The sequence below is a fragment of the Paraburkholderia dilworthii genome, from assembly GCF_000472525.1.
Classification (GTDB): Bacteria; Pseudomonadota; Gammaproteobacteria; order Burkholderiales; family Burkholderiaceae; genus Paraburkholderia; species Paraburkholderia dilworthii.
Window position 1 is genome coordinate 51,675 of sequence record NZ_AWZT01000036.1, and the last position, 24,569, is coordinate 76,243.

A 24,569-nucleotide genomic window follows, 5' to 3' on the forward strand; every position below is an offset into this window, starting at 1 on the left:
TGTCGTCGGGCGAGCTCACATGAAGGGCGCGCGCTCCTTCGGCCACCACAATCCCTTCTGCGGCTGTCCCATGCGGTTGCGCAGAATACCGATGCCGCCCACTTCGAGTTCTACCACGTCGCCAGGCTGCAGCTTGCGGTCCAGTTCGAGCGCGGAGCCGCCGCCCATCGTCCCCGAGCCGATTACGTCGCCCGGTTCCAGCACTTCGCCGAGGCTGACCCACGCGATCAGTTCGTCGACGCTCCACAACTTGTTCGCGCTGGTGCCCTTGCCCCACGTCTCGCCGTTGACTCGCACTTCCATTGCGATGGCGTCGAGGTCGGCAAATTCGTCGATCGTCGTGATCCACGGACCGACGCCATAAGCGAAATCCTTGCACTTGGTCGGGCCCATCTGGATCGGCATCTCAATCGACTGGCGATCGCGCGCGCTGAAGTCGTTGAACACCGTAATGCCGAACAGAAACGGACGCGCCTGCTCCGGGCTCAGATTGCCGCCACGCCGGCCGATCACGTAGCCGAGTTCCAACTCGTAATCCATACGCTCGATGTAGCCCGGCCACGGCACTTCAGCTTCATGGCCGATAACCGTATGCGGCGTGCCCTTGAAATAACCCGGCACCTTCAACAGGCTCTCATGCGGCTGATGGCCGATCTTTTCGTGGAAACCCTTGATATGGCCGATGAACGTCAAGCCGTCGCGGACAACGGACGGATCGCTCGCCGGCAGCCATTTCACGTCGCCGATCGGCAACGACGCTGCTTCGGGACGCTCCTTGTCCGCGCGGCGGGCCGCATCGAGAAACCGTTCGCCGAGGCCTATCGCGGCTGACATGCTGCCGGGAAACAGCGCGTCCGATAACCGGCGCGCCGACTCCGCGGTCGCGCCCTGCTTCTCCAATGCGAGGATCGACGCGCGTTTCAGATCGATGACGCGCCCCTCTTCAGGCAATACGAGTACGAGACGCGCAACCTCTCCGTCCGGTCCATTCACAGCGATTCGACCCAGCTTCATTCTTCGGCTCCAGTTTGTGAGTTGCACACGTCGCGCCGGCATCACCGGTACGACCACGGCATCGCGTTAGCAATCGATCCACAATATATACGATACGCCCCGTATCGTAAGCGAGGGTTTTTCCTCATCCAGAAATGCACGGGACAAACCCCAACTGGTCTTGCGCGACAGAGAACAACGGGAATATTATGATCCGGACCGTATCGTATTAATCAATGGCGATCTTCTCTCATCAACAGGACGATTACAGTGAGAATCCTTGGACCTGACACACTGGTTTTCGGCGTCGACGACGTCGAGCGCTGCGCAATCTTTCTCACCGACTACGGACTCGCGCCGAAGGGCGACGGCGCATTCGAGGCGCTCGACGGCACCGGCGTCGTGATTCGCCACAGGGACGACCCGGCGCTTCCCAAGTGGCCGCTACCGACGGCCAATCAACTGCGCAAGACAATTTACGGCGTGGAAGATCGAGCCGCACTCGACGAAATCGTGCACGAGCTGGGCCAGGATCGCGAGGTCAAATTCCTGCCGGACGGTTCAATTGAAGCGACCGACGATAGCGGCTTCGTGCTTGGGTTTCAGATATCCGTGCGTCGTGCGCCGGCGCTTCCGGCCGAGCAGATCAATGCGCCCGGCGACGCGCGGCGCGGCGTCAACGTGCTCGGCGCATCGGCCAGCTTCGACGAACCGCCGCCGCTTCCCAGGACGCTTTCGCACGTCGTCTATTTCGTGCCCGACACCGACAAGGCCGAGGCGTTCTATGTGAACCGGCTCGGGTTTCGCGTCAATGACCGGTTCGACGGAATGGGTCCATTCCTCACTCCACAAGGCACGCTCGATCACCACACACTGTTCCTGATCCGAACTCCGCCGGTGATGCAGGGGTGCGATCACTTCACCTTCCACATGGGCGGTCCGTCAGAAGTGCTGCGCGCCGGCTACGCATTCGCCGCGAAGGGTTACGAATCGTTCTGGGGGCCGGGACGTCACCGGTTCGGTTCGAACTGGTTCTGGTATTTCAACAGTCCCCTGGGTTGCCACATCGAATACGACGCGGACATGGATCAACTCGACGATTCGTGGGTGCCGCGCGTCGCGCCGGCCATCCCCGAGAACTCGCAGGAGTTCCTGTTCCAGTGGCGCGAGACGTGGGCACCGGGAGGTCCTCCCACGGCGCAATCCTGAGCGCCGTCCGCCATGTCGGAATTGGGTTCGCTGTTCCGGCTGCGTTGGGTGCGCCTGTGCGAACTGGACGCGCTTCCTTCGACGGGCGCACAAGGATTCGATTTAAACCGACGCGGCGTTGACGATCTCTTTGTCGTGCGCCGCGACGGGCTGCTGCGGGCATATTTGAATTCGTGCCCGCATTGGCCCGGCGCTTCGCTGCCGTGGCGAAAGCACGGCTATCTCGACCAGGGCGCGAACCACATTGTTTGTCACGGCCACGGAGCGATATTCACACTTGATGACGGCCTGTGCGTCGCCGGACCGTGCACGGGTCAACACCTGCAAGCGGTGCCCTTGAGACTCGAAGCAGACAGGCATCTCGGCGCGCTATGTCCCATGCCGCTTTGACGAAAATAGCGGCCATGCGCCGCGGCCTTCTGACGGAACATAGCTGATTGCGCAATAGGAAGCGATCGGCTTCGACTTAAAACTTCGTACAACCAACTACAAGTCGTATAACTACAGGAGACATTGCAATGAAACGATACACGATTTACGGCGCCATCTGCGCCGCGGCGGGTCTTGCACAGAATTCTGCTTTCGCGCTCGAAAACGGTAGCAGCAGCTATCCGTCCGGAATCATGACCGTCATGAGCGGCGTGCTTGGCGGCCCCGGAAACTATCTCTACAGCTACAACCGCTTCGAGGACATCACGTCGCTGCGCGACGGCGGCGGCAATACCAGCCCGCCGGGCGCCAACGGCGGCGTACAGGCCCATGCGCTGCGAGCGGTGCACGTATTTGATACGCCGCCGATTTTCGGTGCCAACATTGCCGTGCAGGCTGCCCTTCCCTACGTCGACGGTACGCTGCATTTCCCGTCGTTTGGCATTTCCGGCGGCGGTCGCGGCTTCGGCGATCCGCTCTTTGGCGTACTACTTGGCTGGCAGTCGCCGCAGTATTTCCAGACGTTCGAGGTCGACGTGGTCGCGCCGACTGGCTCCTACGACAAGACCCGGCTGTTCAATCCCGGCACCAACGTCACGAGCCTGTATCTTGCATACGCGTTCACCTGGATGCCGGTGCGGCAGCTAGAACTGAGTTCCAAGATCAACCTGAACTACAGCAGCGTAAATTCGGCGACGCACTATCAATCGGGCGTTCAGCTCACTGCTGACTACGGCGTCAACTATCACATCAACCAGACCTGGCTTGTCGGCCTCGGCGGATACCTGAATACGCAGCTCAACGACGACAAGATCAACGGGCAATCCGCATTCGGCGACGGACATCGCACCAACGAACTGACCTTCGGGCCGCAGGTAGGCTATGGAACGCAAAAGTGGGGGGCGATGCTGCACTGGCAACGTCATATCTATGCGCGCAATGCGGCTTACGGCAATGCGCTATGGCTAAACGCGTACTTCAAGTTCTAGCATCGAGGGCGGCGGGAAATGGCTGGCTTGTCGGGCGTTGCAATTGAATCGCCCGGCGCCGCTCTTCGCTTCAGAACGCGCGCAAAAGCAACGGCAAGTGCGAGCACCCCGATCCCACAGCCGACGAATACATAGCGCATTGAAGCGTGACCGTCCCTCCAGGCGCCAATCGAAATCCCGAATGATTGCCCCAGAAACAGCACGCACGAAAACAGTGAAACGGCCGTGCCGCTCGCCTGCGGGGCCATCTGTGCGGCGTGGTTCTGCAAGACGTTGTGAAGAGCGTAAAAGCCGAAGCCGGCGAGCGCACAGGCCGGCGCGCAGCACCACCAGCGCGGCGAGGCCGTGAGCGCGAGTAGCGATACGGCGAACAGCAGCCCGCCCGCGCGCGCTAGGTGTGCATCCTTGAAACGCCGTGTTACCCGCTTTGCACTCAAACTGAAAAGCAGCCCTCCCACACCGTAGCTGGACGCAATCAGGCCGGCCCGCGATAAGGGCAAACCGAACGCCGAATTCAGATACGTCGGCATGAACGCCAATGCACAGTAGGCGAAACTTCCTTCGACGAACGTCGCAAGCAACACGAGCCGAACCCACCTTGCGCGCAGAATATCGCTTGTTTGACGGACGAATGTGAGTTGCCGCAGCGCCACCTTTCGTGCAGTGCACGGCGAGGCGCTTGCCGTCATCAGCGCGCCGAGCGCAAACGCAGCGGCAATCGACAGGAACGGAGCTCGCCATCCCAGGGACGCGGCGAGCGCCGCGCCACCCCATTGCCCTGCGATCATGCCGAGCACGGTTGCGCCGAGCAGGCGCGCAAGCGCCTCCTGACGCTGCTCATTGGCCGTGTTATCGCCGATCCATGCCATCGTGAGCGGCACGATGCCGGCCGCTGCAGCGCCGGAAAAGAACCTCGCTGCAAGCAGTTGATCGAGGTTGTTCGCCAAGGCAGCAGCGACGTTGCCGAGCGCGCAAGCAAGAGCCGCGAGCGCGACCATGCGCGTCTTGCCGAGCCAATCGCCGAGTGGTCCGGAACAAAGCTGAAATACACCATAGGCAAGCGCGAACAGCGAGATGGTTTGCGGCGCGCGTTCGATAGGCATCGCGAACTGCGCCGCGAGAATGGCCAGCATCGAATCGCATAGACGCATCGACGCCATGCTCGCGAAGCAGCACAGACAGCAGCACAGAAAGAGCGGCCATTGCGCGCGGCGGATCATTGCCCGATTCGTATCCGACGGCATCCGGCTTCTCGAACGGTAAGGTGGCTGCCTGGCAAATGCCGCTGCTCGCACTCAGCCGCGCACGTCGAACACCGCGAACGGCGCAGTGGCGCTGGCAACACGCCGGGCGCAGGTCGCGTCGTAAAGATCGGCCTCGACAAACGACACGCGGCCGCCGAGACGCTTGACCCGCGCATCGGCGATAAACTGGCCGACATACCCCGGCTCGATCATGTCGACGTTGAGGCTGATGGTCGCGCATGTGCGCCCCTGCGGGAGTTTCGAAAGCAGTGCGAGAGCCATCGCGAAGTCGAGCATCGAAGCCAGCGTGCCGCCCGATACCACGCCGTTGCCCTGCACCGAATGCTCGGGCGCGGTGAAGCCGATCGACAGCGAATCCGCGTTGCCTATCAATAAGGTCGCGCCAAGCGAGATCAACGCAGGATTCATGTGAAGCGCGACATTGCGCGCTTGCGTCGACAGAAGGTCGTGCAGCAACGCACGGTCGGGATTGTCGCGAGCTACCGTCGTTGCGCTTATTTCAGCCATAGCTCAGCCACGTTGTTGTGCGATGCAGATTTGCCGCTGACGGCCCAGTCCTTCGATTTCGGCTTCCATTACGTCGCCGTCGCACAGAAAGCGGTTGTAGTGCGTGCCGTTGCCGGCCGGCGAGCCGGTACAGATCACGTCGCCGGGCAACAGGCGCGAATAGCGCGAGATGTATTCGATTTGCCGTTCGATGCCGAACAGCATGTCGGCGGTCGTTTCGTCCTGCATGATCTGCCCGGAGACCGTCAGCCGCATCTTCAGGCGATGGGGATCCGGCACAAACGCCTTCGGCACCAGGTATGGCCCAAGCGGCAGAAAACCAGGCTGCCCCTTTGAGCGCAACCAGTCGGTGCCAAGCATCTTGTAGTCGGTGCGAGGAATCAGATCGCGCGCCGAGATGTCGTTGACAATCGCATAACCCGCTACATGGTCGAGCGCCCGTTCGCGTGGAATCTGGTAGCCGCCGCGACCGATTACAACGGCCAGCTCCAGTTCCCAATCCGGCTTGTTTGTGGTGCCCGGCAGCACTAGCGGATCGAAGGCGCCGGAGACAGCGGAAACCGGTTTGGTAAATGCATAGGGCTCGCCGCTCACAAGCCGCTCGTCCATCATCGCTTCGGCCCAGCGCCGCAGTGCGGCCTCGTCGAGTCCTTCGGGGCCCACCTTCGCATCGACGGTGAGATCGACGACGTGCTTGCGATAATTTGCGCCGGTGCAAAAAATCTGGCGCGGCAGATCGATGGCCGGATGCGTGCGCAGTTCGGCAAGCGCATGCCATTGACCGTAGTTTTCTGCGACCTTCTCTGCGAGACGGGCCAGCGCCGGCTCATTCGTCGACCAGTCCTCCAGCAGCGCTAGCACGGTGGTCGCCTGCAACATTTCAGACTCGCGATGAGCCGCCGCCAGTCCGGCGAGCGAGGCCACGCGATCATTCATGACAAGGCCGACAAAGCGGGCACCGTCGCCCGCCGAAAATGTTCCCAGCGCATATCGCTTCACCTTGCTTCTCCGGTGCATTTGCCAATCATCGAATCGTCGACGATGGTGGAATAGTCATTGTCCGCGCCAACCAGACCGAGCGCCCGCCGATGGGCGACGAGTAGCGCGACGCCCGCCCGGCTCGGATGCAGCGAGTCTGGATTGAGCGCAATCATCGCGTCGGCCGCCGCTGCGGGTAAGCCGGCGGCGAGCACAGCCGGCCTGGCAAGTTCACCGTTCTCGCCGACGCGACGGCGAGCTTGCTCCAGCGTTCGCAGCCATGTCGCGACCTTCGGGCTCGCCTTGCTGCCGGTTCGTACCACGACGCCCTGGCCGGGAAAATCGGGATAGCTGTCCTGCACGCTCGCGATACGCGTCAAGCCCGATGCCGCCGCCATCGAATCGAATGGCGGCCCTAACAAGGTCGCGTCGCCCTGCCCGGCCATGAGCGCATCGAAACGCTCCTTGACGCCGCCCGCAGGCGTCAAGCGGACCGCGCCGGGTTCGATGCCCGTTTCAATGATCGTTTCAATGCCCGCCTCGCGCAGCATCGCTCTCAGCGCAACCACGAAACCGTTCCCGGTCGCATCGACCAGCAGGTTGGTGCCGCGCAGGTCGCTCAACTTGCGCCATTGCGGCTGCGCGACCAGCGTCAGCGGCGTGGTTCGCTCAATCTGCGCGACCACGCGAAAGTCGCGCTGCCCCTCGCGGCCATTCCATCCGATCACGTTGTCCATCGACGTCACGACCGCGTCCACATCGCCGGCCACGAGCGCGTCGAACTGCTCATCGGACGAACGGTTGCGCGTGGCCTCGACTGTCATTGCCTGTTCCTCCTGACGCGCGACGATGGCCAGCAGCGGCGGCACGAACCACATCACGCGAATCTTTTCTGTCTCCATGAATTCAGGCCGTTGTTGTTTGAGTGCCTACATTACAAGACGGACCGTTCACCTTTGTCAAGGCGATCTTGAGCCATATTCCCTGATCATGGCTAAGTCTTTTCCCTATTGACAGTTCATTCCACCTACTTAACGATACGATACGATCCGACTCGTTAATGGAAAGGAAATGGAGACTCTGGTAACTCATCGCGACCCGCAGCAATTTGGCACCGACGACTGTCGCCCAGTCCGCCGAATCGTCACGGGCACCAATGCGCAAGGCAGATCCTGCGTCGTTTCAGACGGCCCCACATTGAACAGGACCAATCGCCCCGGATTGCCGCTTGCGCAAGTCGTCTGGGCGACCGGCGAGGCGCGCGCGACCGGCGACGAACCGGCGCCGCCCGGCCATGCGTTTGGTTTTCATTCGAAAGGCGGCTCGCTGCTGCGCATCGTCGATTTCCCGCCCGATGAGAACTACGACGAAGCGCAACTGAAGCAATTCCTCGACGACAGCGGCGTGCGGGACAAGTCCGGCGCGCGGCATTTCTGGTTTCACAAAACCGAATCGCTCGATTACGCAATCGTGCTCGACGGCGAAATCTGGGCGCTGCTCGACGAAGGCGAAACACTGATGCGCGCTGGCGACGTGCTGATCCAGCGCGCGACCAACCATAGCTGGGCAAACCGCTCGGGCAAGCCGTGCCGGATGGCCTTCGTGCTGCTCGACCTCGTTGAAGGAGAACCGCTGTGAGCAAGGCGATCATCACCTGCGCCGTGACGGGCGGCGCGCATACGCCGTCGATGTCGCGATTTCTGCCGGTCACCCCGGAGGAGATCGCCACAGCGTCGATTGAGGCCGTCGAGGCCGGCGCCTCGATCATTCATCTGCACGCGCGCGATCCCGACGATGGCCGACCCTGCGGCGACCCCGAGATCTTTCGGCGCTTCGTGTCGACCATCAAGTCGGCGACCAACGCGATCATCAATATCTCGACGGGCGGCGGTGGCCCCAATATGCCCATCGAGGAACGCACGGCCGCCGGCCGCGCGCTAAAACCCGAGATGTGCTCGCTCAACATGGGCTCGCTCAATCTGGTGCTATCAGAGATGGCCGAGCGCGAGCGTGAATGGCGCTACGACTGGGAAGTGCCCTTTCTCAAGGGCACGCGCGGGCTCATCTTCAGGAATACTTATGACGACATCGAATGGACTCTGGAGCACGTCGGTAAAGCCGGCGGCACCCGTTTCGAGTTTGAGTGCTACGACGTCGGCCATCTGTACACGTTGCAGCACTTCCTCGAAAAGGGGCTCGTGAAGCCGCCGCTTTTTGTGCAGACCGTGTTCGGCCTGCGCGGCGCAATGGGCGCGCATGCGGAAGACCTGCTGCATCAGAAGCGTACCGCCGACCGGCTGTTCGGCAACGATTATCACTGGTCGGTGCTGGCGGCAGGCAAGCATCAGATGCCGGTTGCGACGATGGCGAGCCTGATGGGCGGCAATGTGCGGGTCGGGTTGGAAGACAGCCTGTACATCAACCGCGGCGAGCTTGCGCAAAGCAACGCGGATCAGGTCGGCAAGATTCGCCGGATTCTCGGCGAGCTCGGCATCGAGATCGCCTCGCCCGACGAAGCGCGAAGCATGCTCGATCTGAAGGGCGGCGACCAGGTCGCCTTCTAGCGGTGCCGGGTATCGATCGGGCGAGCTCGCCGCGATGCAAGCGGCGGTGAGCCAGCAGGAGGCGATCGAGGTCTGTTGATGGCTGGCGAGCGCATTGCGCCGACGCGCCGCGTCACGCGCACGAATTCTAGACATATTGGAGACGACATGATGCAGATTCCCCCTGGAGCCCGGTTCGCGCGTGTTGCCGGCAGCCGGCATGGTTGGCTGCTGATGGCGAGCTGCTGGCTGGCATCGACCGGTGCAGTACTGATCGCCCCTGTCCTTCCGCAGATGCGCCACGATTTCGCCGGCATTCCGAACGCCGATGTGCTGACGTTGATCGTGCTGGTGATCCCCGCGTTGATGATCGCGCTGTTCAGCCCGCTCGTGGGATCGCTAGTCGACGCGTTTGGGCGCAAACGTCTTTATATGATCGCGGTCGCGATTTATGCGGTTGCTGGCGTGCTACCGTTCTGGCTGAAAAATCTTTACGCGATCGTCCTCTCACGCGCGGTGATCGGGCTTGCGGAGGCCGCGATCGTCACGGTCGCCACTGCGCTGGTAGCAAACTATTTCGCCGGCGTGCAGCGACAGAAGTGGCTGACGATGCAACACGCTTCGTCGTCTGTGGTGGCCGCGCTGATGTTTTCGGTTGGCGGCGGACTCGGCAGCCTGGCGGCGGGCTGGCGCGCGCCGTTCCTCGTCTACGGATGCGCGGTCCTGTTTCTGCCGTTTATCGCCGCGCTGATCTGGGAGCCCGAGGAAACCGATGTGGCCCCGGAACCGTTGCGGGAAATGCCTTTTCCGTGGCGCGCAATCGGCCCTCTGTGCGTGCTGATTCTGTTCGCGTCGGTGATGTTCTTCGTGGTGCCCGTGCAGATCAGCTTTCTGTTGAGCGCACGCGGGGTCACAGCACCGGCCGTGCTCGGTTTTGGCGGCGCAATCGCCAACGCCGGCATTCCAGTGGGTTCGTTCGTCTTTCACCGGTGCGCGCGATGGCCGATCAACCGGCTTCTGGTAGCCGCCTTCGCACTGCTCGCGTCAGGCTTTTTTATCATCGCATCGTCCACAGGCGTCAACGCGACAATTGCGGGCGCCTCTATCGCCGCAGCCGGCGGCGGGATGGCACTTCCGCTTCTTGGGACGTGGACCCTCGCACGTGTGCCGTTTGAGCAAAGCGGCCGCGCGACCGGCGGGTACATGGGATCCTTCTTCCTCGGCAATTTCCTGAGCCCGCTCGTCGTCGAGTCAATTGGCAGGTTCTCCGGTGGACTCATCCAGACGGTCGCGTGGATGGCAGTCGTATGCGCGGGAGCGGCGTTCGCAATCCTGGTCCTGACGCTTGCGAAGCGTGGGCCCAGGGAATCCGTTCACGCAGCACAGGCAAACCGGGTCTCGCTCGGTTGACGTTGCGTCGCCCGGCGGCTGAGGGCCGGGCTTGCTCATCTGTCTCCCTTCTTCTAACGTCTGGCGGCGGTCGGTTACGCCGTCATCCTGAATACTCCCCACACAAAACGCTTGGCGCTCAATTAATTAACCTGTTCACATTGTACGAACGCAAGTTCAACCTGAACGAACTCCAACAATCTCGAGCCACCTCCGGGCGTAGGCAAAACGACCATTACTAACGTTGACTAGCGTTGCGTTTACGCAAAAATGGCACGGAATCACGCCGACCGAAAATGAGTATCAACGAGCACACAATCGAGATAGCTCATAGAAATCTCATTAAAAATCAATTAGCTAAAACGCAAATGCGAGTCCTCTGCTGGGTACCGTAAAAATAGGTCCAATTTAATTACCGGACGATGTTTGTCAAAAGCCCCCTTTTGCGAGCTTTTTGTTTCTGGAGGTCCTTAGAAGACGCTCGTGTCCCACCATAAGGCGACGTCGAATGAGTACGTTTTCGAATACATGAAAGTTTGCGCCCCTGGAGACGTACTCACCACACCCTGGCATCTTTCCCTTGCCGATAGACTGGCACCACACACGGGGCAAGGTTTGCCCGTTTGACCTCCACCACTATGCCGCATGGCCCACACCGTGCGTCGCAAGGGATCGCTGACGAGCTGCTGCATCGGCTTGGCGATCTCGGCAATGCGTGCCTTTATCCCGTCACGACTGCAGTCTTATAGCACTCCTTACATTTCGACCAAGGTCGGCGAATGTCTTACAGGTCCGCCCTTGCGCTTTATCGTGCAACGCCGCGACATGTTCTGTGCGAAAGGCACAGGCACATCAGCATCGCAGACAGACTCTCCCTTCCCCACAGCCGCTCGATGAACGCGGACAAACGAGCCCAACACGGCCGGAGCCGACGTTCGTCCATTCACCTCGCTATGGCCGTTCACTGTGCTCTTTCGGCCGTTCGCATAGCAGAGTCGCCTGCTGCGCACGGACACCCGGCCTGCTCTGCCTCAAAGGCGGCCGCCTCGCGCTTCTGTCGGAGAGCCGCTTTGCATCAACTCACGTTAAAGTGTACGCGAATGTCTTGGCGGGTTTCAACCGGGTGTCCGTCTTGCATTGCGGGAAAAAAACGCCAGCTTCGCAATGTCTCGAGAACAATCTGATTGAGACGCGGGTACTGCGTAGGCTTGATAAGTTCGACTGCGACGGATCCGTCCGTATGGATGACGAGGCGGGCTGTGGCGACCGTCTGGTAGGCCTGCTCCCGCAATTCGTCGGGGACCGGGGGCAGCGGTTGCGCGATCGCCCGCGCGGGTGAGTTGCCGGTAGACGATCCCGCAGATGTCTCCTGAGTGGCTGGCGCACCGATGGCAGGCAACGGCTCTGATAGCGCCGCCGTCGCCGTCTGTGCCGACGAACCGCGCTCGGGCTTCGCAACCGGTGCGGACTCCGGGGCGTGCTCACTCGGGGGGGACTTCGCAGCAGGCAGTGGCGTGTGAACTGGCAGCGTCGGGGTATGCGCTGGTTTGAGTGGCGGTTGTTTCGGTGGGGCGACCGCATGCGGCTCAGTAGTCTCCTGTGGTGAGCGTGTTCTGACCATGGGCGACGTCGGACCGGGTTCTGGTACGTCAACGACGCTCACCTCCAACGGCTGCTGCAGCACCCGCTCGGTTGCCGGTCCCGGATCCAGGCTGCGTCCGAGCACCACAAGAAAAATTCCCCATGCAAATGCACCCAGCGCTGCGGCAATCGTGAGCCTGACCTTCCGGTTGTCACACGCCTCGATGCGGAGTCGCGAAAGTCTACTCACGATGAACTGCAACGAGAAAATGTTCCGCGCCGGCGCGTCGGGCCGCCAGCATTGCCCGCACGACAACGCCGTGCCCCGCTGCATCATCGGCGGCGACAATGACGTCATGGTCTGGGCGCAGTGCGCGCCTCATGGCAGGCTCCACCTCATCGAGCCGAACTGGTTCGCGGTTGACGAAAATCGCGTTGCTGCGGTCGACCGTCAAAGTCGGTGGCCCGTCCACCGACATCTGTTGCGCATGACCCGACGGCAGGTTAACCTTCACGGCGTCCAGCCGTTGCATGGCGAGCGATGCCAGCATGAACGTAGCGAGCAGGAAGAACATCACATCGATCATCGGAATGATTTCGATGCGGCCGCGCTTCGCGGCACGGGAGCGACGAAACTTCACGGCGTATCACCACCTGTTTCTGACGCGAGGCGGATCCCGCTAATGCGTTCATTTGCGAACGCTTCGAGCTCGTCCATCAGCCGCTCGAGGCGCCGGGAAAAGTAGTTGAAGGCGAACAGCGAAAACAATGCGACGACCAGGCCAACCGCAGTCGCCACCAGTGATTGGGCGACGCCGCCGGTGACGCCGCCCGGATTGACGAGACCGCTTCCGCCGAAGAGTTGAAAAGAATGCATCATGCCCACGATCGTACCCAGCAACCCGAGCAATGGCGCAGCGGTCACGATCGTTTCGAGTACCCAGAAGCCCCTGCTCATATCCCGCTCAATCGCTGAGGCGATCACTTCGGTCTTCGCCTCGCGATACCAGACAGGCACAGAGGGTTGGCGCTCAAGCGGCTCGCTCAGGCGTCGGAAAACATGCTCCGCCGGCAGCGAATCGAATGCTTCAACGATTGCGCCGGGCGACGCATCGGCTGTAACCGGGGCGGACAGATTTGCGCCGGGCCGGCGGGCGAAACGCGCAAAGACATATGATCGGTCAACCACAATGGCGATCGCCACGATCGCAAGCAGGCTGAGCGGGTAGATGACCCAACCGCCAAGCTGCACGGCGTCCACAAGATTCATCCAGTCTTTCATTCCGGCATCCTTTGGTCACGCATCAAAACTTTTTGGAAATACCCGCGTACAGCGCGATGTGAGGTCCGTATTGCGGAGCGCCCACTCCAATGCCGGAGCCGTCGCGCAACTCATACACGCGGTTGAACGCATTGACGAGAAGCAGGCGCGCGTCGAATTTGCCAATCAGGGGATTGTTGACGTTGAAGTGCTGGATCACGCCAAGGTTGACCTGTGCGTAAACCGGCAGACGATCGGTATTGGCAAAGCCGCTGCGCAGGCCACTTCCGACCAGCCCGTCAAACGTGAATGTGGTACGGCCGAGTTCGTACGTGCCGCCAAATGACGCGGTCACGCGTTGATCGTGATCGAGAAATACGTAGTGGTCACTGATGAACGCGAGTTCGTCGGCGCCGAAATTGAACTGCGCGGAATTGATATTCTTGCCCTGTGCGCGGCTGAACGCGAGATTCAGATAGGCGGAAACGTTGTCCTGCTTGTAACTGGCCGTGAACTCGACACCAAAGGTCCGGCCGTACTGATAGTTGAAGGGGGTAAAGATGAGCGCGGTGCCAAACTGGCCTTCGTCGAGCAGATTGGTCGACTTCTTGTAGTAGGCGTCAAGCCCGACGGTCAGCGACGGCGTCAGCCGCTGGGTGACGCCCAGGTCAAAGTAGTGGCTGCGCTCGGGCTGAACCGGATCATTCTGTCCGGACACCTGCGCTGTGGTCCCCGCAAACCGCGCGATGTCGGAGTCGGATACGAGTTCGAACGCGGGCGGCGTGAAGTAGCGCGCGTAGCCCGCGTGAACGGTGGTGGACGGCGTTAGCGCGTACACCAACCCGACGCGCGGGCTCACCTGACTCGCGCTGACATACTGGTCCATCTTGTCGTAGCGCAAGCCATAGTTAATGGTGAGCCTGTCGGTGAGCTTCCAATCATCCTGCACATAAGCGCTATACAGGTAGCCGGTTTTGCTGCTGCTGTCAGGAATATTGACCGGCTGATCGGACGACTGATTGCCCTCGGCGTCAACCGGAAAGACAGCGAGACTGTTGTCGAAGATTGCGTGTTCCTGCTGGAAAAAGATGCCCGCGCGGATCGTGTGTTTCTCGTTTAGCCGGTAGGTTGTGTCCAGTTGAACCCCATTCGCCCGATCGCTGTGAAAATCGCTCGCCGCGACACCGTTAAACAGCAGGTCGCCGACCGGGTCGGGGTTGAACTGGGTGCGCGAATAGCGAGTGAAAACGGCAAGTTGATAATCCAGTGCCGCTCCGTTGGTTCCCTGCAGCGCTACTACGGCAAACTGGTTGAGTTCTGACTGGGTTTCGTTGAGCTGACTCGAATCGAAGCTCGTGTTGCCGTTCAGCGTAAATGCAGTGGGCAAGCCCGGCGTATTGGGAATCTCAAACTGATTGCTGGTCGTGCCGAACATCACACTCACGCGCGTGAGCGGATTGATGATGTACGACATGTAACCGAAGGCATCGCCCTGACGCGTGTGATCGTGTATTGGGCTGGCGCTAGAGGTTGGGTTTTCGATACCCAGATTGTTCTCTCCAAGCGAGCCGCTGAAATAGTAGCTGAAAGGTCCCTGACTGCCGAATACGTCACCGCTCGTCTTGATGGTCTGATGGCTGCCGCCAAACACATCAATGGAACCGCCATTACCGGTATCGCCCGATTTGGTCCTGATATCGACGATGCCCGCTGTGCGATAGCCATACTGGGCAGGAAGCGCGCCCGTCAGAAAATTCAGCTGGTCGATGATGCGGCTGTCGAGCGACTGCCCAAACCCGCTGATCGGCTCGGGAATGATGACACCGTTAATCCGGTACTGCAGGTTTGCGTGATCGCCGCGCACGTGCAATTGGCCGTAGGAGTCGCTGGCAACCCCGGGCGCCTGCAAAAGGACCTGGTTAAGCGGCGTGTCCTGCCCTGCCGGGAGGTTGTTGATGTCGCTCTGGCTGAAGCGGTAGACGCTGCTGCCCGTTTCAGGCAGCAGGTCATTGCGAGCCCGGTTCAGCCGCTGCGCATTAACCTGCACATCGAGCGTATCGCTTTTTGAAAGTGCAATCGACACAGAGCTTTCCTGCCCCGGACTGGTTGTGGCGACGCTGCTTCCGCTGGTAAATCCGGGGGCGGAAACAACAACAGCATAAGTTCCAGGCGCGACGTGCCCGACTGTGAAATGCCCGATCGCGTTAGTGTCTCCCTCCCCAACAGACGCGCCCGCTGAATCCTGAAGAGTGACCGTCGCGTTACGAACGGGTTGGCCTGCGCTGTCGACGATGGTCCCGCCGACCGAAGTGTCAGCCGGGGCAGCGTGAGCGCGGGCCGCAATCACAGACAACATTAGCGCGGTCTGGGTGAGGCGGTGGCGATTTCTCATCTTGTCAGGTTTTTGTTAGGTGTACAAATCGTAAACTTCACCGCAGCAGCCAGTTCCTGCTCGGGCGACGAACTCCAGGCGTGGGCAGGGCGAAGGGGTCGTGCTGCCGTGATGCTACCCACGGGTGCCGCCGCAATAAGCCTTGCGCATCCGATGCAATGTTATATTATTACTCACCGGATTGAAACATATCGTTACTTTTTGCCGACGGTACGATCAGCCGCGAGCGCCGAGCAGTCCTCACAGACGCCCTTGATCTCGGTTTGCTGACCGTCCACGCGGAAGTGAGCAGTCTGTGCGACACCGAGCAGGACCTGCTCGAGCGTTGCGTCATTTAGTGCGCGCACGGAATGGCAGCGGGTGCAGACTGCGAGGATCTCATGGCGGCTGCTGTTCTGTTCAGTCAACCTGAAGGTGCTTGTCGTCGAGACATGACTGACCACGCCCTCCCTGATCAGAAACTGCAATGCGCGATAAACGGTAGGTGGCGCGGCGTGCGGACGCTGCCGGTGCAGGTCTTCGAGTAGCTCATAGGCTGTTGCAGATCCTCCGCGCGCATTGAGAAGCCCCAGCACGAGTTGTCGCAGAGGCGTGAACCGGGAGGGCTTCGCTGCTGTGGGCCTGTCGCCTGTCGATGGTCGCGAATGTCGCATTAGCGATATGTGTGGAAGTAAAAAGTCAGCATCGCATACATGCAATGTTATAACATATCTGCCAAACCACTAGCGCGATCCGTTATGAACAAACTTCCTGTCACGGTCCTTTCGGGATTTCTCGGCGCCGGCAAGACAACCCTGCTCAATCATGTGCTCAATAACCGGGAGGGAAGACGCGTTGCCGTCATTGTCAACGACATGTCCGAGGTGAACATCGATGCGCGCCTGATCCGCGAAGGTGGCGCCCAGCTCTCGCGCTCCGAGGAACGGCTGGTCGAAATGAGCAACGGCTGCATCTGCTGCACCCTGCGGGAAGACCTGCTGGTCGAGATAAGGAGGCTGGCAGCGGAACGACGGTTCGACTATCTGTTGATTGAGTCGACGGGTATATCGGAACCGCTACCGGTTGCTGAGACGTTCACGTTCCGTGATGAGAGCGGCCTTAGCCTCTCCGACGTGGCGCAACTGGACACCATGGTCACCGTCGTCGACGCGTACAACTTTGTGCGCGACTACAGCTCACACGACCATCTGCGTGACCGGGGCGAAACGATGGGTGATGAGGACGGGCGCACCGTTGTGGATCTCATTACCGAGCAGATCGAATTTGCCGACGTGATCCTTCTCAACAAGGCGGATCTCGTCCAGCCGGAGGAGCTGACGCAACTGAAGGGTGTACTGCGCGGCCTCAATAGTCGCGCGGAAATCGTCATCTCGACGTTTGGTCAGGTACCGCTTGACAACGTGATGGGAACCGGACGCTTTGACTTCGACGCTGCGTCGCAGGCACCCGGATGGCTCAGGGAAATGCGCGGCGAACGAATCCCCGAAAGTGATGAATACGGTATCACGAGCTTTGCATATCGGGCGCGCAGGCCCTTTCATCCAGCGCGGTTCTGGAACTGGATAAAGACGGAGTGGCCGGGTGTAGTACGTTCGAAAGGTTATTTCTGGCTCGCATCGCGCAACGACCTCGTCGGAACCTGGTCGCAGGCCGGAGCGATTTCCCGACACGGTCTGGCCGGCAGATGGTGGGCCGCGGTACCTCAAAGCCGTTGGCCTGAGGATGCTGAAAGCCGCGCGACGATCTCGGAGCGCTGGACGGCGCCATTTGGCGACCGCCAGCAGGAACTGGTCGTCATCGGCACCGGCATCGACGAAGCTGCGCTGCGCGCGGGGTTCGATACGTGTCTGCTGACGGATGCCGAGATGGGCGTGGGTCCGCATGCGTGGGAAAAATATGACGATCCGTTCCCTGCCTGGCCGACGCAAGCCGAAGTGGACAGCGACCGCACGGACAGCGATGCAATCGAGGGCTAGGTTCAGTCCATCGAACACAGCCTCAACGTGATTGAAGACCGATCGAATATCTTTTCCTTCCGCGCGCAGTGCACGGCTAGCGTGACGGCAACGATCCGTGTCGGCCACCGACAAGGTGATCCTGCCAAAGCACCGGCATTCTTTTACATCTATCAGTAAGGATATTCATGAACAGGCTTGTTAACGTGCTGTACCCGGTCGCGCTTGCATTTGCATTTGGCGTCTGCGGCCAAACGGTGGCAGCGGCACCGTCGGTACCCATCCCGGTCGTAGCGGCAGAAAATTTTTACGGTGACGTGGTCAGGCAGCTCGGCGGCGACCACGTACAGGTCACCAGCATCCTGAGCAATCCCGAGCAGGACCCGCACCTGTTTGAAGCCAGTCCGAAGACGGCGCGGGCGCTGCAGAATGGGGCACTCGTTGTGTACAACGGCGCCGATTACGACCCGTGGATGGAAAGGCTGTTGACGGCCTCGAAAAGGTCGGACCGCACGACAATTGTCGCAGCACAGCTCACGGGACGAAAGTCCGGCGATAACCCGCATCTCTGGTACGACCCGAAGACGATGCCCGTCGTCGCGAAGGCGGTGAATACGTATCTGGTAACCACCGATCCGGCGCATAAAGGTGACTACGATGCTCGCCTGGACCGCTTTCTCAACTCGCTCAAACCGGTCGACGATAAGGTCGCTGCCCTGAAAGCGCACTACGAGCACGTGCCGGTGACAGCGACGGAGCCGGTTTTCGGTTACATGGCCAGTGCAATCGGTCTGGACATGCGCAACGAGCGCTTCCAGCTTGCAACGATGAACGATACAGAGCCGAGTGCGGCGGATATCGCGTCATTCGAGACGGATTTGACCGCTCGCCGTGTACACGTCCTGATCTACAACAGCCAGGCGAGCAGTGCAATGACCCGGCACATGCTGAAGCTCGCGAGCAACTCGCACGTACCAGCCATCAGCGTGACCGAGACTTTGCCCGCTGGAAAAAATTTCCAGCAGTGGATGGGTTCGCAACTCGACGCGCTGTCGGCCGCGCTGAAGCGCTAGCCTGTTGAAGGCTACAGGTCCTCCCAACTGTCGCCCGGACGCCCTTTTTCCCCGTCCCATCGATAACGACGGTGCTGGCGATGTCATTGATGCCTGCGCAAGTCCATCACGTCGCTGTCCGGCAGTCGGGGCCATGCACTTCTCCGCTCTGGACGTCACGATGCGCGAAGGCAATTTGATCGTTATACCCGCAGGACCGAGCAACCTTATTTGACAGGGAATCAATCATGACCAGGCTTGCTTCAAATGATGGCCGTATCCCGACGACAATCCTTACCGGGTTCCTCGGCAGCGGCAAGACCACGCTGCTGAATCGAGTCCTGGCGGAGCACCATGGCGGACGCGTCGCCGTGATCGAAAACGAATTCGGTGAAGCAGGTATCGACAATGAACTGCTCGTGCAGGACGGCCACGAGCAGATTGTTGAGATGAACAATGGGTGCATCTGCTGCACGGTGAGAGGCGACCTTGTGCGGATCCTTGGATCGCTTGCCGAGCGTCGTCGCACAGGCGATCTTGATTTCGACCGTGTGATCATCGAGACGACCGGACTTGCCGACCCTGCTCCCGTCGCCCAGACATTCTTCGTCGACGAGACAGTGCAGGAGAACTACGTGCTCGACGCGATCGTTACGGTCGTCGACGCCAGGCATGGGAATGCACAGCTCGACGAACATCACGAAGCGCAGGAACAGGTTGGTTTCGCTGACCGTATCCTTTTGTCGAAGACCGATCTTGTCACGCCCGACGATGCACAGGCCATTACCGCACGTCTTCGCCAGATGAACGCGCGCGCCCCCATTGAGCATTCAGATTTCGGAAGGACTGATATCAGCAGGCTGCTCGATATCCGCAGTTTCGATCTCGATGCAATCCTCGAGATCGAGCCGGATTTCCTTGAAGACCTGTCCCACGAACACGATGATGACGTGTCGTCCTTTGTTTACCGCTCGACAGTCCCGCTCGATGCCGACCGGCTCGAGGAGTTCTTTGGCTCGATCGTGCAGATCTACGGCGCCGCCATGCTGCGCTACAAGGGCGTGTTGAACCTCGCTGGAGTGGAGCGCCGGACGACTTTTCAGGGCGTTCACATGATCTTTGGCGCCGATGTCGGCAAGCCGTGGCGATCCGACGAAACGCGGGAGACAAAAATCGTCTTTATTGGCCGGCAGTTGCCCCAGGACCTTATAAGGCAGGGGCTCGACGCGTGCATTACTACCGAACAGAAAAACAGATAGCTGGAAGGCGGCAATGCCACCGCTCCTACGACAGGGACGGCGTCAGTACACCGCCGGTCTGCAGAGCGATCTGAAGTGCGGCAAACGCGACGATAGCGATGCTGCCGAGCAGAGCCACCGTTCGCTGCAAGTCCGCGACGCCAGGAGCATAACGCAGTGCAAGGCGCCCAACGCCGCGGTTCAGGCCGGATGCACCAAGGCCGACAAGCGTGACCGTCACCGTGACGCCCAACGCCATCGCCAATGTGGCTAAGACGCCCGCCTCGGGCACGTGGGCGCCTACCGAGACGACCAGCACAAAGATCGCTCCCGCACACGGCCGCATGCCCGCGCCCAGCCCGGTCCGGCAGATCTGCGACAGCATGCCGTTCGTCCCCGGGATGCGAGTTGTCTTTGCGTGCACTGGCAGACGAAGTGCGGGGCGCAGGTGCACCGGCAGCCGGTGGCCGAGACAAACGCGGTCGTGATCCTCCAGGCTGTTCGTGATGCTCCAGCGTCTTGGAACCAGCACGATCTTGCTGCCACCGGAGCAGCAGTCGCGCCGCGTGGCGATCGACCAGACGGTCCAGCTTCCGGCGACGCACAGCATCACGTAGCTGACGAGTTCAAGGGAAACAGCGCGCGCGAGTATGCCCGGAGAGCTCTGGTGCAAATAGCGCGGGGGCAAATCGGTTAAGGTATCGGGCTGAACGACTTGAGAGCCGACGATGAGCAAGCCGAAGAGCCTTGACGAACTGTTCGCAGGCCGTCACTTTGACCGCGATGTGATCATTCTGTGTGTTCGCTGGTACCTGCGCTACAAGCTTAGCCTGCGCGATCTGGTCGAAATGATGGCAGAACGGGGTCCTTCGCTGGCGCACACGACGATCCTGCGCTGGGTGCGGCGCTTTGCGCCAGAGTTCGTCAAACGGTGGAACTGCTTTGGGAGGCCCACTGGCCAGACGTGGCGTGTCGACGAGACTTACCTCAAGCTGCGCGGCAAGTGGGTCTATCTTTATCGAGCGGTGGATCGGGTGGGCCAGACGGTAGACTTCATGCTCAGCGCCAGGCGTGACGTGAAGGCGGCAAAAGCCTTTTTCAGGAAGGCAATCTAACATCAAGGCAAGCTACCGAAGACCATCACGCTTGATGGTTACGCGGCATCGCACCGCGCCGTGCGCGAGATGAAGGCCGACGGCTTGCTGCCCGAGGATTCGAAGATCCGATCCTCTAAATATCTCAATAATCCGGTCGAACAGGACCACCGCAACATCAAGTCCCGGACGAAAGTCATGCTCGGCTTCAAACGTTTCAGGAACGCAGCGATCACTCTCTCAGGTATTGAGTTGGTACACCGTATTCGCAAAGGCCAATTCAATCTCGGGAAGCTCGGCCTCAAAGATACCGCTGCACCCACAGTCTGGAAGGCCGTCCTGTCTGCTTCATGAGGTATCCTTTCTATTAAGATCTTGTCCACACCACCTATTTGCACCAGAGCCCCCAAAAGGGACGCTCGTCATCCTACGAAACGGTCGTTCAACGGTGAATCAGGACGATACATCTAAACTCGCGGCTGATCGCGGCTTGCGTTCCTTCCGCTCGTTTAAGAGACCAGATCTAGAAGCATCGGCAGGCTTGTACCTCTGCGTGGGTGTCCGGCCATGATGGAGAAACCTAGCGCTTTGTAAAATTGAACTGCATCGGGTGCCGAATTCACTTTGACGAAGCCCCCTATCATTTGATTCGTTGAAGGCGAAGACCGCAAGCAGGTAACGTTGTTGCCTGAATGCCGGGACGACTTCTTTGCCGAGGATAACGGCTGTAGCAGCGCAGCCGCTTGACGCACCCATGAAGCCAGTGTCGCCAGGTCCAGTTCGATGCCCGCGCGGCGATAGATGCCGGCCTGCCGTTATAGCGGGCGCATGGTCAGCGTACTTTGCGATGACGACCTNCGCGACCAGCAGGCCCCCGGGCGCTGGCTTTTCGTCAGGGCCAGCATTTCGAAAGAACGGGTTGCCATCTGGTGGGCGCGGGACTGCTCTGAAAGGGCCTGGCAGAAGTTCGGGGCAACCGTCCAGCGAGCAGGCGGGCTGCCGAAAGTTTCAGTGTCTCCACGTTGACCGGCTTCTGCAGGAACAGGGTCCATAGCGCCTGCTTTCTGGCCGGCGGATGGCGGGCCGAGATCACCGCGATAGGCACCGAGGCGAGCACGGGATGCCCGCGCACCTGCCTACATAACTCCCAGCCATCAGCTTCCGGCATATGCCAGTCGGTCAGGATCGCATCGGGTAGGTGAGCAATCGCTGTGTTCAGCCCCTCCTTTCCATTCGACGCGGTCAGGACGCGATAACCCTGCTCTTCTAGCACCAGCTGGAACACATCACGTAGGTCGGGGTTGTCATCGACAAGGAGAATATTGAACACGGGTCATCAGCGTTTTTTCTCTGACGGCAACAGCTATGCCGCGAGTTTCCGGCGCAAGCCACAGGGCTCACCCGGGTATCCGATGCCCAGTCAGCCGAAACTGACTTCCATCGATCATGATGGTCTGTTGTACATGGTAAATTGTCCTGTCAAATAAATTTATTATAAAAAGTTAACCAATTTGGGGCCGTGATGACACGAATACTGTCGCGGCGAGACACAAGCGAACGGAAAGCATCATCCGCCGAACTGCCATTGTGCTGCTGCATGCAGCACTGGTCAGCAGATCAGGCTCGTCTATCAAATCTTTGATCGCCGTTGCTTTGCAAAATTGCGGCTCACCGCTGGTCAGCGGACATCTGCCCGCAGAGTGTCGGTGCTGAAAGCCGTGCTACTAGCGAGGATGCCCCGCTGCAGCGGGTGCGGCGAATTTGGAAAAGCGGAACGCGCAGTTTCGGGCATACGCTCGGGAAAACGGATTAACCGTAATAAAGGAAATTTTTGGGCTTGAGGATTCCGACCGGCTCGTGGCGATCTGGCGTCGACAGTACAGACCTAGTGGTAGTGGGCACGATGGTCGCCGATTGCTGGATTAACCGGCGACCTTGCCGCCCACATCCGGCCTGAACGCTGACTTGAACGCCAATTCGGGCCTAAATGTTTACGCCCGGCGCCCGCGATGGCACGACAGGGGCAGCCGGCGCCGGCGCGCGACGCGGGTCGACGACGATGACAGGTTGCGGAGCCGCCCACACTGGCATGGCGAACAGCACCTGCATCGGCGCGGGAAGCGCCAACGCCCCGTCGAACGCGGCCTGCTGAAGGTGCTGCATCTGGACCTGCAATGGCCTGCATTTGCGCATCGATGGCGCGCATTTGCGAGAGAGCCCAGACAGGCGGCGCACCGTTGGTCGACTGCACTACGATGCTGCTGGCCCCGTTCGGGCTATGCCAACTCCAGGTGCTGACCTTCATGGGCCCCGCCGCCGTCTGGATAACGCGGGTCGGCCTTGGCCGGCGCGACCGCCAGTGCGGCCGCCGCGATAGCAGTGCGAAAACGCATCTCATCCTCCATTGATCGAGCCCTACGCGCGGGCGTGCGCGAAGGTGTTCATTAATATGTCGGGCGAGACCTAAAATAGCCTTAAAAAGAGGGCTCGGCGGCGTGTTCGGCTGCGAGTTGCCGTCGCTTTGTCTCGGCGCCCTGCGAAAGCGTCAGTTTGGAATTCGGTGAAGCACCGGTCAACTTTGTTACGGACGCGCTACCTCCATAGTAGCCAATGAGCTGTAATTGGTCGATTGCAAGGGCCGTAGTCTTTTACTGTCGATCGGGTTTCCACCGGTCCAATCAGCGGTATCGACTTGCCACGCAATGAACGTCTGGTTGTGTACATTCAATGGGTTTCCGGCATTGAGACAGCTCCACGACGAAGCCTCCTCCGTGGCGATCGAACCGCACCGTCAACAGATCGACCGTCCATCTCGTTGTCGTCGAAAACGAGGCAAAGAACCCTTGGACCCTAGCTGGCGAAGTGCGGGAACAAAACGCGCTTTCAACGCGCTGTTCATCTCGTTACGGCTCATCGGCTTGTCTCGTCAGAATGAGGCAGCCGTGTTGCCGCCTGTTTCGCAATCCCAATTGTCAGCAATTCGGGCGGTGATGTCGACTGACCGTTCGTGGCGGCGGATTCAACCGGTCGATGCAACACACTAGAGTCTGCGCAGGCAGTGGAGGTGTTGCAATGAAACAGAGGCCGAGGATCTACTATTCTGAGAGTCAGAGGGCACTGATGTGGGACCGCTGGCGCAAAGGCGAAACAATTCATCAGATTGCCAGACTGTTCGATCGGGGCCACTCTTCAATACAGCGGATACTCGCGGAGGCGGGCGGCATCGAGCCACCGCAAAGGCATCGCGCACTGAAGGCATTGACGCTTGCGGAACGCGAGGAAATTTCTCGCTGCCTGGTAGCCCGATCGTCGATTCGGTCTATTGCAGCCAGGCTGGGACGAGCTCCTTCCACGATCAGCCGCGAGCTGCAGCGCAACGGAGGCATGCAAGATTATCGAGCGGGTCAGGCGGACGCGCTCGCCTGGGATCGGGCACGTCGCCCGAAGGTTTGCAAATTGGTGAGAAACCAGACACTGGCGCGAGTCGNCGCTGCAAAGCTGAAGCTGCAGTGGTCTCCTGAGCAGATTTCTGGTTGGCTCAGGCATGTATATGCCGTCAACAAGGACCATCTGGTGTCACACGAGACGATCTATCGCAGCCTCTATATTCAGGCTCGGGGCGCCCTGAAAAGGGAATTGCTTGAACACTTGCGACGCTCTCGAGTCATGCGCCGGTCCCGGCACCACACATTGA

The 24,569-nt window shown here is 60.2% G+C and carries 23 protein-coding genes and 2 pseudogenes; 11 read left to right on the top strand and 14 right to left on the bottom strand.

Translation table 11 applies throughout. The features are described 5' to 3' along the window. Positions 1 to 15: 15 nt before the first annotated feature. Positions 16 to 1,014 carry a fumarylacetoacetate hydrolase family protein gene (locus F759_RS0125575; protein ID WP_027802373.1) on the bottom strand — a complete coding sequence of 333 codons (999 nt, stop codon included), beginning with the start codon at positions 1,012 to 1,014 and terminating at the stop codon, positions 16 to 18. Between the two features lie 249 nt (positions 1,015 to 1,263). Here F759_RS0125575 and F759_RS0125580 point away from each other — a divergent pair, with 249 nt between their 5' ends. The 3 genes from F759_RS0125580 (at position 1,264) to F759_RS40185 (ending at position 3,620) form a co-directional block, all read left to right on the top strand. Further along, positions 1,264 to 2,202, top strand: a complete 939-nt coding sequence (locus F759_RS0125580; protein WP_027802374.1) for a VOC family protein — start codon at positions 1,264 to 1,266, stop codon at positions 2,200 to 2,202. A gap of 12 nt (positions 2,203 to 2,214) precedes the next feature. Further along, positions 2,215 to 2,592: a Rieske (2Fe-2S) protein gene (locus tag F759_RS38530; RefSeq protein ID WP_051377446.1), complete on the top strand. Its 378-nt coding sequence runs from the start codon at positions 2,215 to 2,217 to the stop codon at positions 2,590 to 2,592. Between the two features lie 128 nt (positions 2,593 to 2,720). Next, a complete protein-coding gene (locus F759_RS40185; protein WP_051377447.1) occupies positions 2,721 to 3,620 on the top strand; it encodes a SphA family protein in 900 nt (299 codons plus the stop codon). Here F759_RS40185 and F759_RS38540 read toward each other — a convergent pair. The 4 genes from F759_RS38540 to F759_RS0125610 are packed head-to-tail and all read right to left on the bottom strand — an operon-like array spanning position 3,617 to position 7,272. Beyond that, positions 3,617 to 4,864, bottom strand: a complete 1,248-nt coding sequence (locus F759_RS38540) for an MFS transporter (RefSeq protein ID WP_063829666.1) — start codon at positions 4,862 to 4,864, stop codon at positions 3,617 to 3,619. The two genes, F759_RS40185 and F759_RS38540, sit on opposite strands and share 4 nt — an antisense overlap. Positions 4,865 to 4,915: 51 nt before the next feature. Next, the gene (locus F759_RS0125600) at positions 4,916 to 5,392 is read right to left on the bottom strand and encodes a PaaI family thioesterase (protein ID WP_027802375.1); all 477 of its coding nucleotides are present in this window, start codon (positions 5,390 to 5,392) and stop codon (positions 4,916 to 4,918) included. Between the two features lie 3 nt (positions 5,393 to 5,395). Next, positions 5,396 to 6,391: a fumarylacetoacetate hydrolase family protein gene (locus F759_RS0125605; RefSeq protein WP_027802376.1), complete on the bottom strand. Its 996-nt coding sequence runs from the start codon at positions 6,389 to 6,391 to the stop codon at positions 5,396 to 5,398. Beyond that, positions 6,388 to 7,272, bottom strand: a complete 885-nt coding sequence (locus F759_RS0125610; protein WP_027802377.1) for an ABC transporter substrate-binding protein — start codon at positions 7,270 to 7,272, stop codon at positions 6,388 to 6,390. The genes F759_RS0125605 and F759_RS0125610 overlap by 4 nt, the downstream gene beginning before the upstream one ends. A gap of 295 nt (positions 7,273 to 7,567) precedes the next feature. Between F759_RS0125610 and F759_RS0125615 the strand changes: the two genes are divergently transcribed. The 3 genes from F759_RS0125615 to F759_RS38545 all read left to right on the top strand — a co-directional run bounded on the left by F759_RS0125615 (position 7,568) and on the right by F759_RS38545 (position 10,323). Next, the gene (locus F759_RS0125615) at positions 7,568 to 8,008 is read left to right on the top strand and encodes a cupin domain-containing protein (protein ID WP_244438911.1); all 441 of its coding nucleotides are present in this window, start codon (positions 7,568 to 7,570) and stop codon (positions 8,006 to 8,008) included. Beyond that, the gene (locus F759_RS0125620; protein ID WP_027802379.1) at positions 8,005 to 8,934 is read left to right on the top strand and encodes a BKACE family enzyme; all 930 of its coding nucleotides are present in this window, start codon (positions 8,005 to 8,007) and stop codon (positions 8,932 to 8,934) included. The genes F759_RS0125615 and F759_RS0125620 overlap by 4 nt, the downstream gene beginning before the upstream one ends. A gap of 78 nt (positions 8,935 to 9,012) precedes the next feature. After that, entirely contained in the window at positions 9,013 to 10,323 is a 1,311-nt protein-coding gene (locus F759_RS38545; RefSeq protein ID WP_051377448.1) for an MFS transporter, read from the top strand. Positions 10,324 to 11,377: 1,054 nt separating this feature from the next. Here the strand turns inward: F759_RS38545 and F759_RS45065 are convergent. From F759_RS45065 to F759_RS41275, 5 genes are all read right to left on the bottom strand, one after another. Then, the gene (locus F759_RS45065) at positions 11,378 to 12,241 is read right to left on the bottom strand and encodes an energy transducer TonB (protein ID WP_322787112.1); all 864 of its coding nucleotides are present in this window, start codon (positions 12,239 to 12,241) and stop codon (positions 11,378 to 11,380) included. Further along, on the bottom strand, positions 12,126 to 12,524 hold the full coding sequence (locus F759_RS0125630) for an ExbD/TolR family protein (protein WP_027802380.1): 399 nt from the start codon (positions 12,522 to 12,524) through the stop codon (positions 12,126 to 12,128). Before F759_RS0125630 ends, F759_RS45065 begins: the two co-directional genes overlap by 116 nt. Further along, entirely contained in the window at positions 12,521 to 13,165 is a 645-nt protein-coding gene (locus F759_RS0125635) for a MotA/TolQ/ExbB proton channel family protein (protein ID WP_027802381.1), read from the bottom strand. Before F759_RS0125635 ends, F759_RS0125630 begins: the two co-directional genes overlap by 4 nt. A gap of 22 nt (positions 13,166 to 13,187) precedes the next feature. Next, entirely contained in the window at positions 13,188 to 15,500 is a 2,313-nt protein-coding gene (locus F759_RS0125640) for a TonB-dependent receptor (RefSeq protein WP_407668550.1), read from the bottom strand. A 230-nt stretch (positions 15,501 to 15,730) separates the two neighbouring features. Next, positions 15,731 to 16,189 carry a Fur family transcriptional regulator gene (locus F759_RS41275; RefSeq protein ID WP_084534346.1) on the bottom strand — a complete coding sequence of 153 codons (459 nt, stop codon included), beginning with the start codon at positions 16,187 to 16,189 and terminating at the stop codon, positions 15,731 to 15,733. An 84-nt stretch (positions 16,190 to 16,273) separates the two neighbouring features. Between F759_RS41275 and zigA the strand changes: the two genes are divergently transcribed. The 3 genes from zigA to F759_RS0125660 all read left to right on the top strand — a co-directional run bounded on the left by zigA (position 16,274) and on the right by F759_RS0125660 (position 19,802). Then, entirely contained in the window at positions 16,274 to 17,512 is a 1,239-nt protein-coding gene (gene zigA / locus F759_RS38555) for a zinc metallochaperone GTPase ZigA (protein WP_036025214.1), read from the top strand. Between the two features lie 167 nt (positions 17,513 to 17,679). After that, positions 17,680 to 18,564: a metal ABC transporter solute-binding protein gene (locus tag F759_RS0125655; RefSeq protein WP_036025216.1), complete on the top strand. Its 885-nt coding sequence runs from the start codon at positions 17,680 to 17,682 to the stop codon at positions 18,562 to 18,564. 227 nt (positions 18,565 to 18,791) lie between these two features. After that, positions 18,792 to 19,802: a CobW family GTP-binding protein gene (locus tag F759_RS0125660; protein ID WP_027802384.1), complete on the top strand. Its 1,011-nt coding sequence runs from the start codon at positions 18,792 to 18,794 to the stop codon at positions 19,800 to 19,802. Between the two features lie 25 nt (positions 19,803 to 19,827). On the opposite strand, the gene F759_RS38560 is transcribed toward F759_RS0125660, so the two are convergent. After that, positions 19,828 to 20,517 carry a hypothetical protein gene (locus F759_RS38560; protein WP_051377450.1) on the bottom strand — a complete coding sequence of 230 codons (690 nt, stop codon included), beginning with the start codon at positions 20,515 to 20,517 and terminating at the stop codon, positions 19,828 to 19,830. Here F759_RS38560 and F759_RS38565 point away from each other — a divergent pair. After that, positions 20,510 to 21,229, top strand: a pseudogene (locus F759_RS38565) (IS6 family transposase). The gene F759_RS38560 and the pseudogene F759_RS38565 sit on opposite strands and share 8 nt — an antisense overlap. Before the next feature lie 401 nt (positions 21,230 to 21,630). Here F759_RS38565 and F759_RS45440 read toward each other — a convergent pair. The 3 genes and pseudogenes from F759_RS45440 to F759_RS45210 form a co-directional block, all read right to left on the bottom strand. Next, positions 21,631 to 21,678: pseudogene (locus F759_RS45440) on the bottom strand (hypothetical protein); the annotation flags it as partial. Positions 21,679 to 21,767: 89 nt separating this feature from the next. Beyond that, positions 21,768 to 22,205, bottom strand: coding sequence for a response regulator (locus F759_RS0125675; protein WP_027802385.1), 438 nt, complete (start codon positions 22,203 to 22,205; stop codon positions 21,768 to 21,770). A 653-nt stretch (positions 22,206 to 22,858) separates the two neighbouring features. After that, on the bottom strand, positions 22,859 to 23,038 hold the full coding sequence (locus F759_RS45210) for a hypothetical protein (RefSeq protein WP_407668551.1): 180 nt from the start codon (positions 23,036 to 23,038) through the stop codon (positions 22,859 to 22,861). A gap of 909 nt (positions 23,039 to 23,947) precedes the next feature. On the opposite strand from F759_RS45210, the gene F759_RS0125685 reads away from it, so the two are divergent. Beyond that, positions 23,948 to 24,569: helix-turn-helix domain-containing protein (locus F759_RS0125685; protein ID WP_036025219.1), on the top strand; the 622-nt coding region annotated here is incomplete at its 3' end.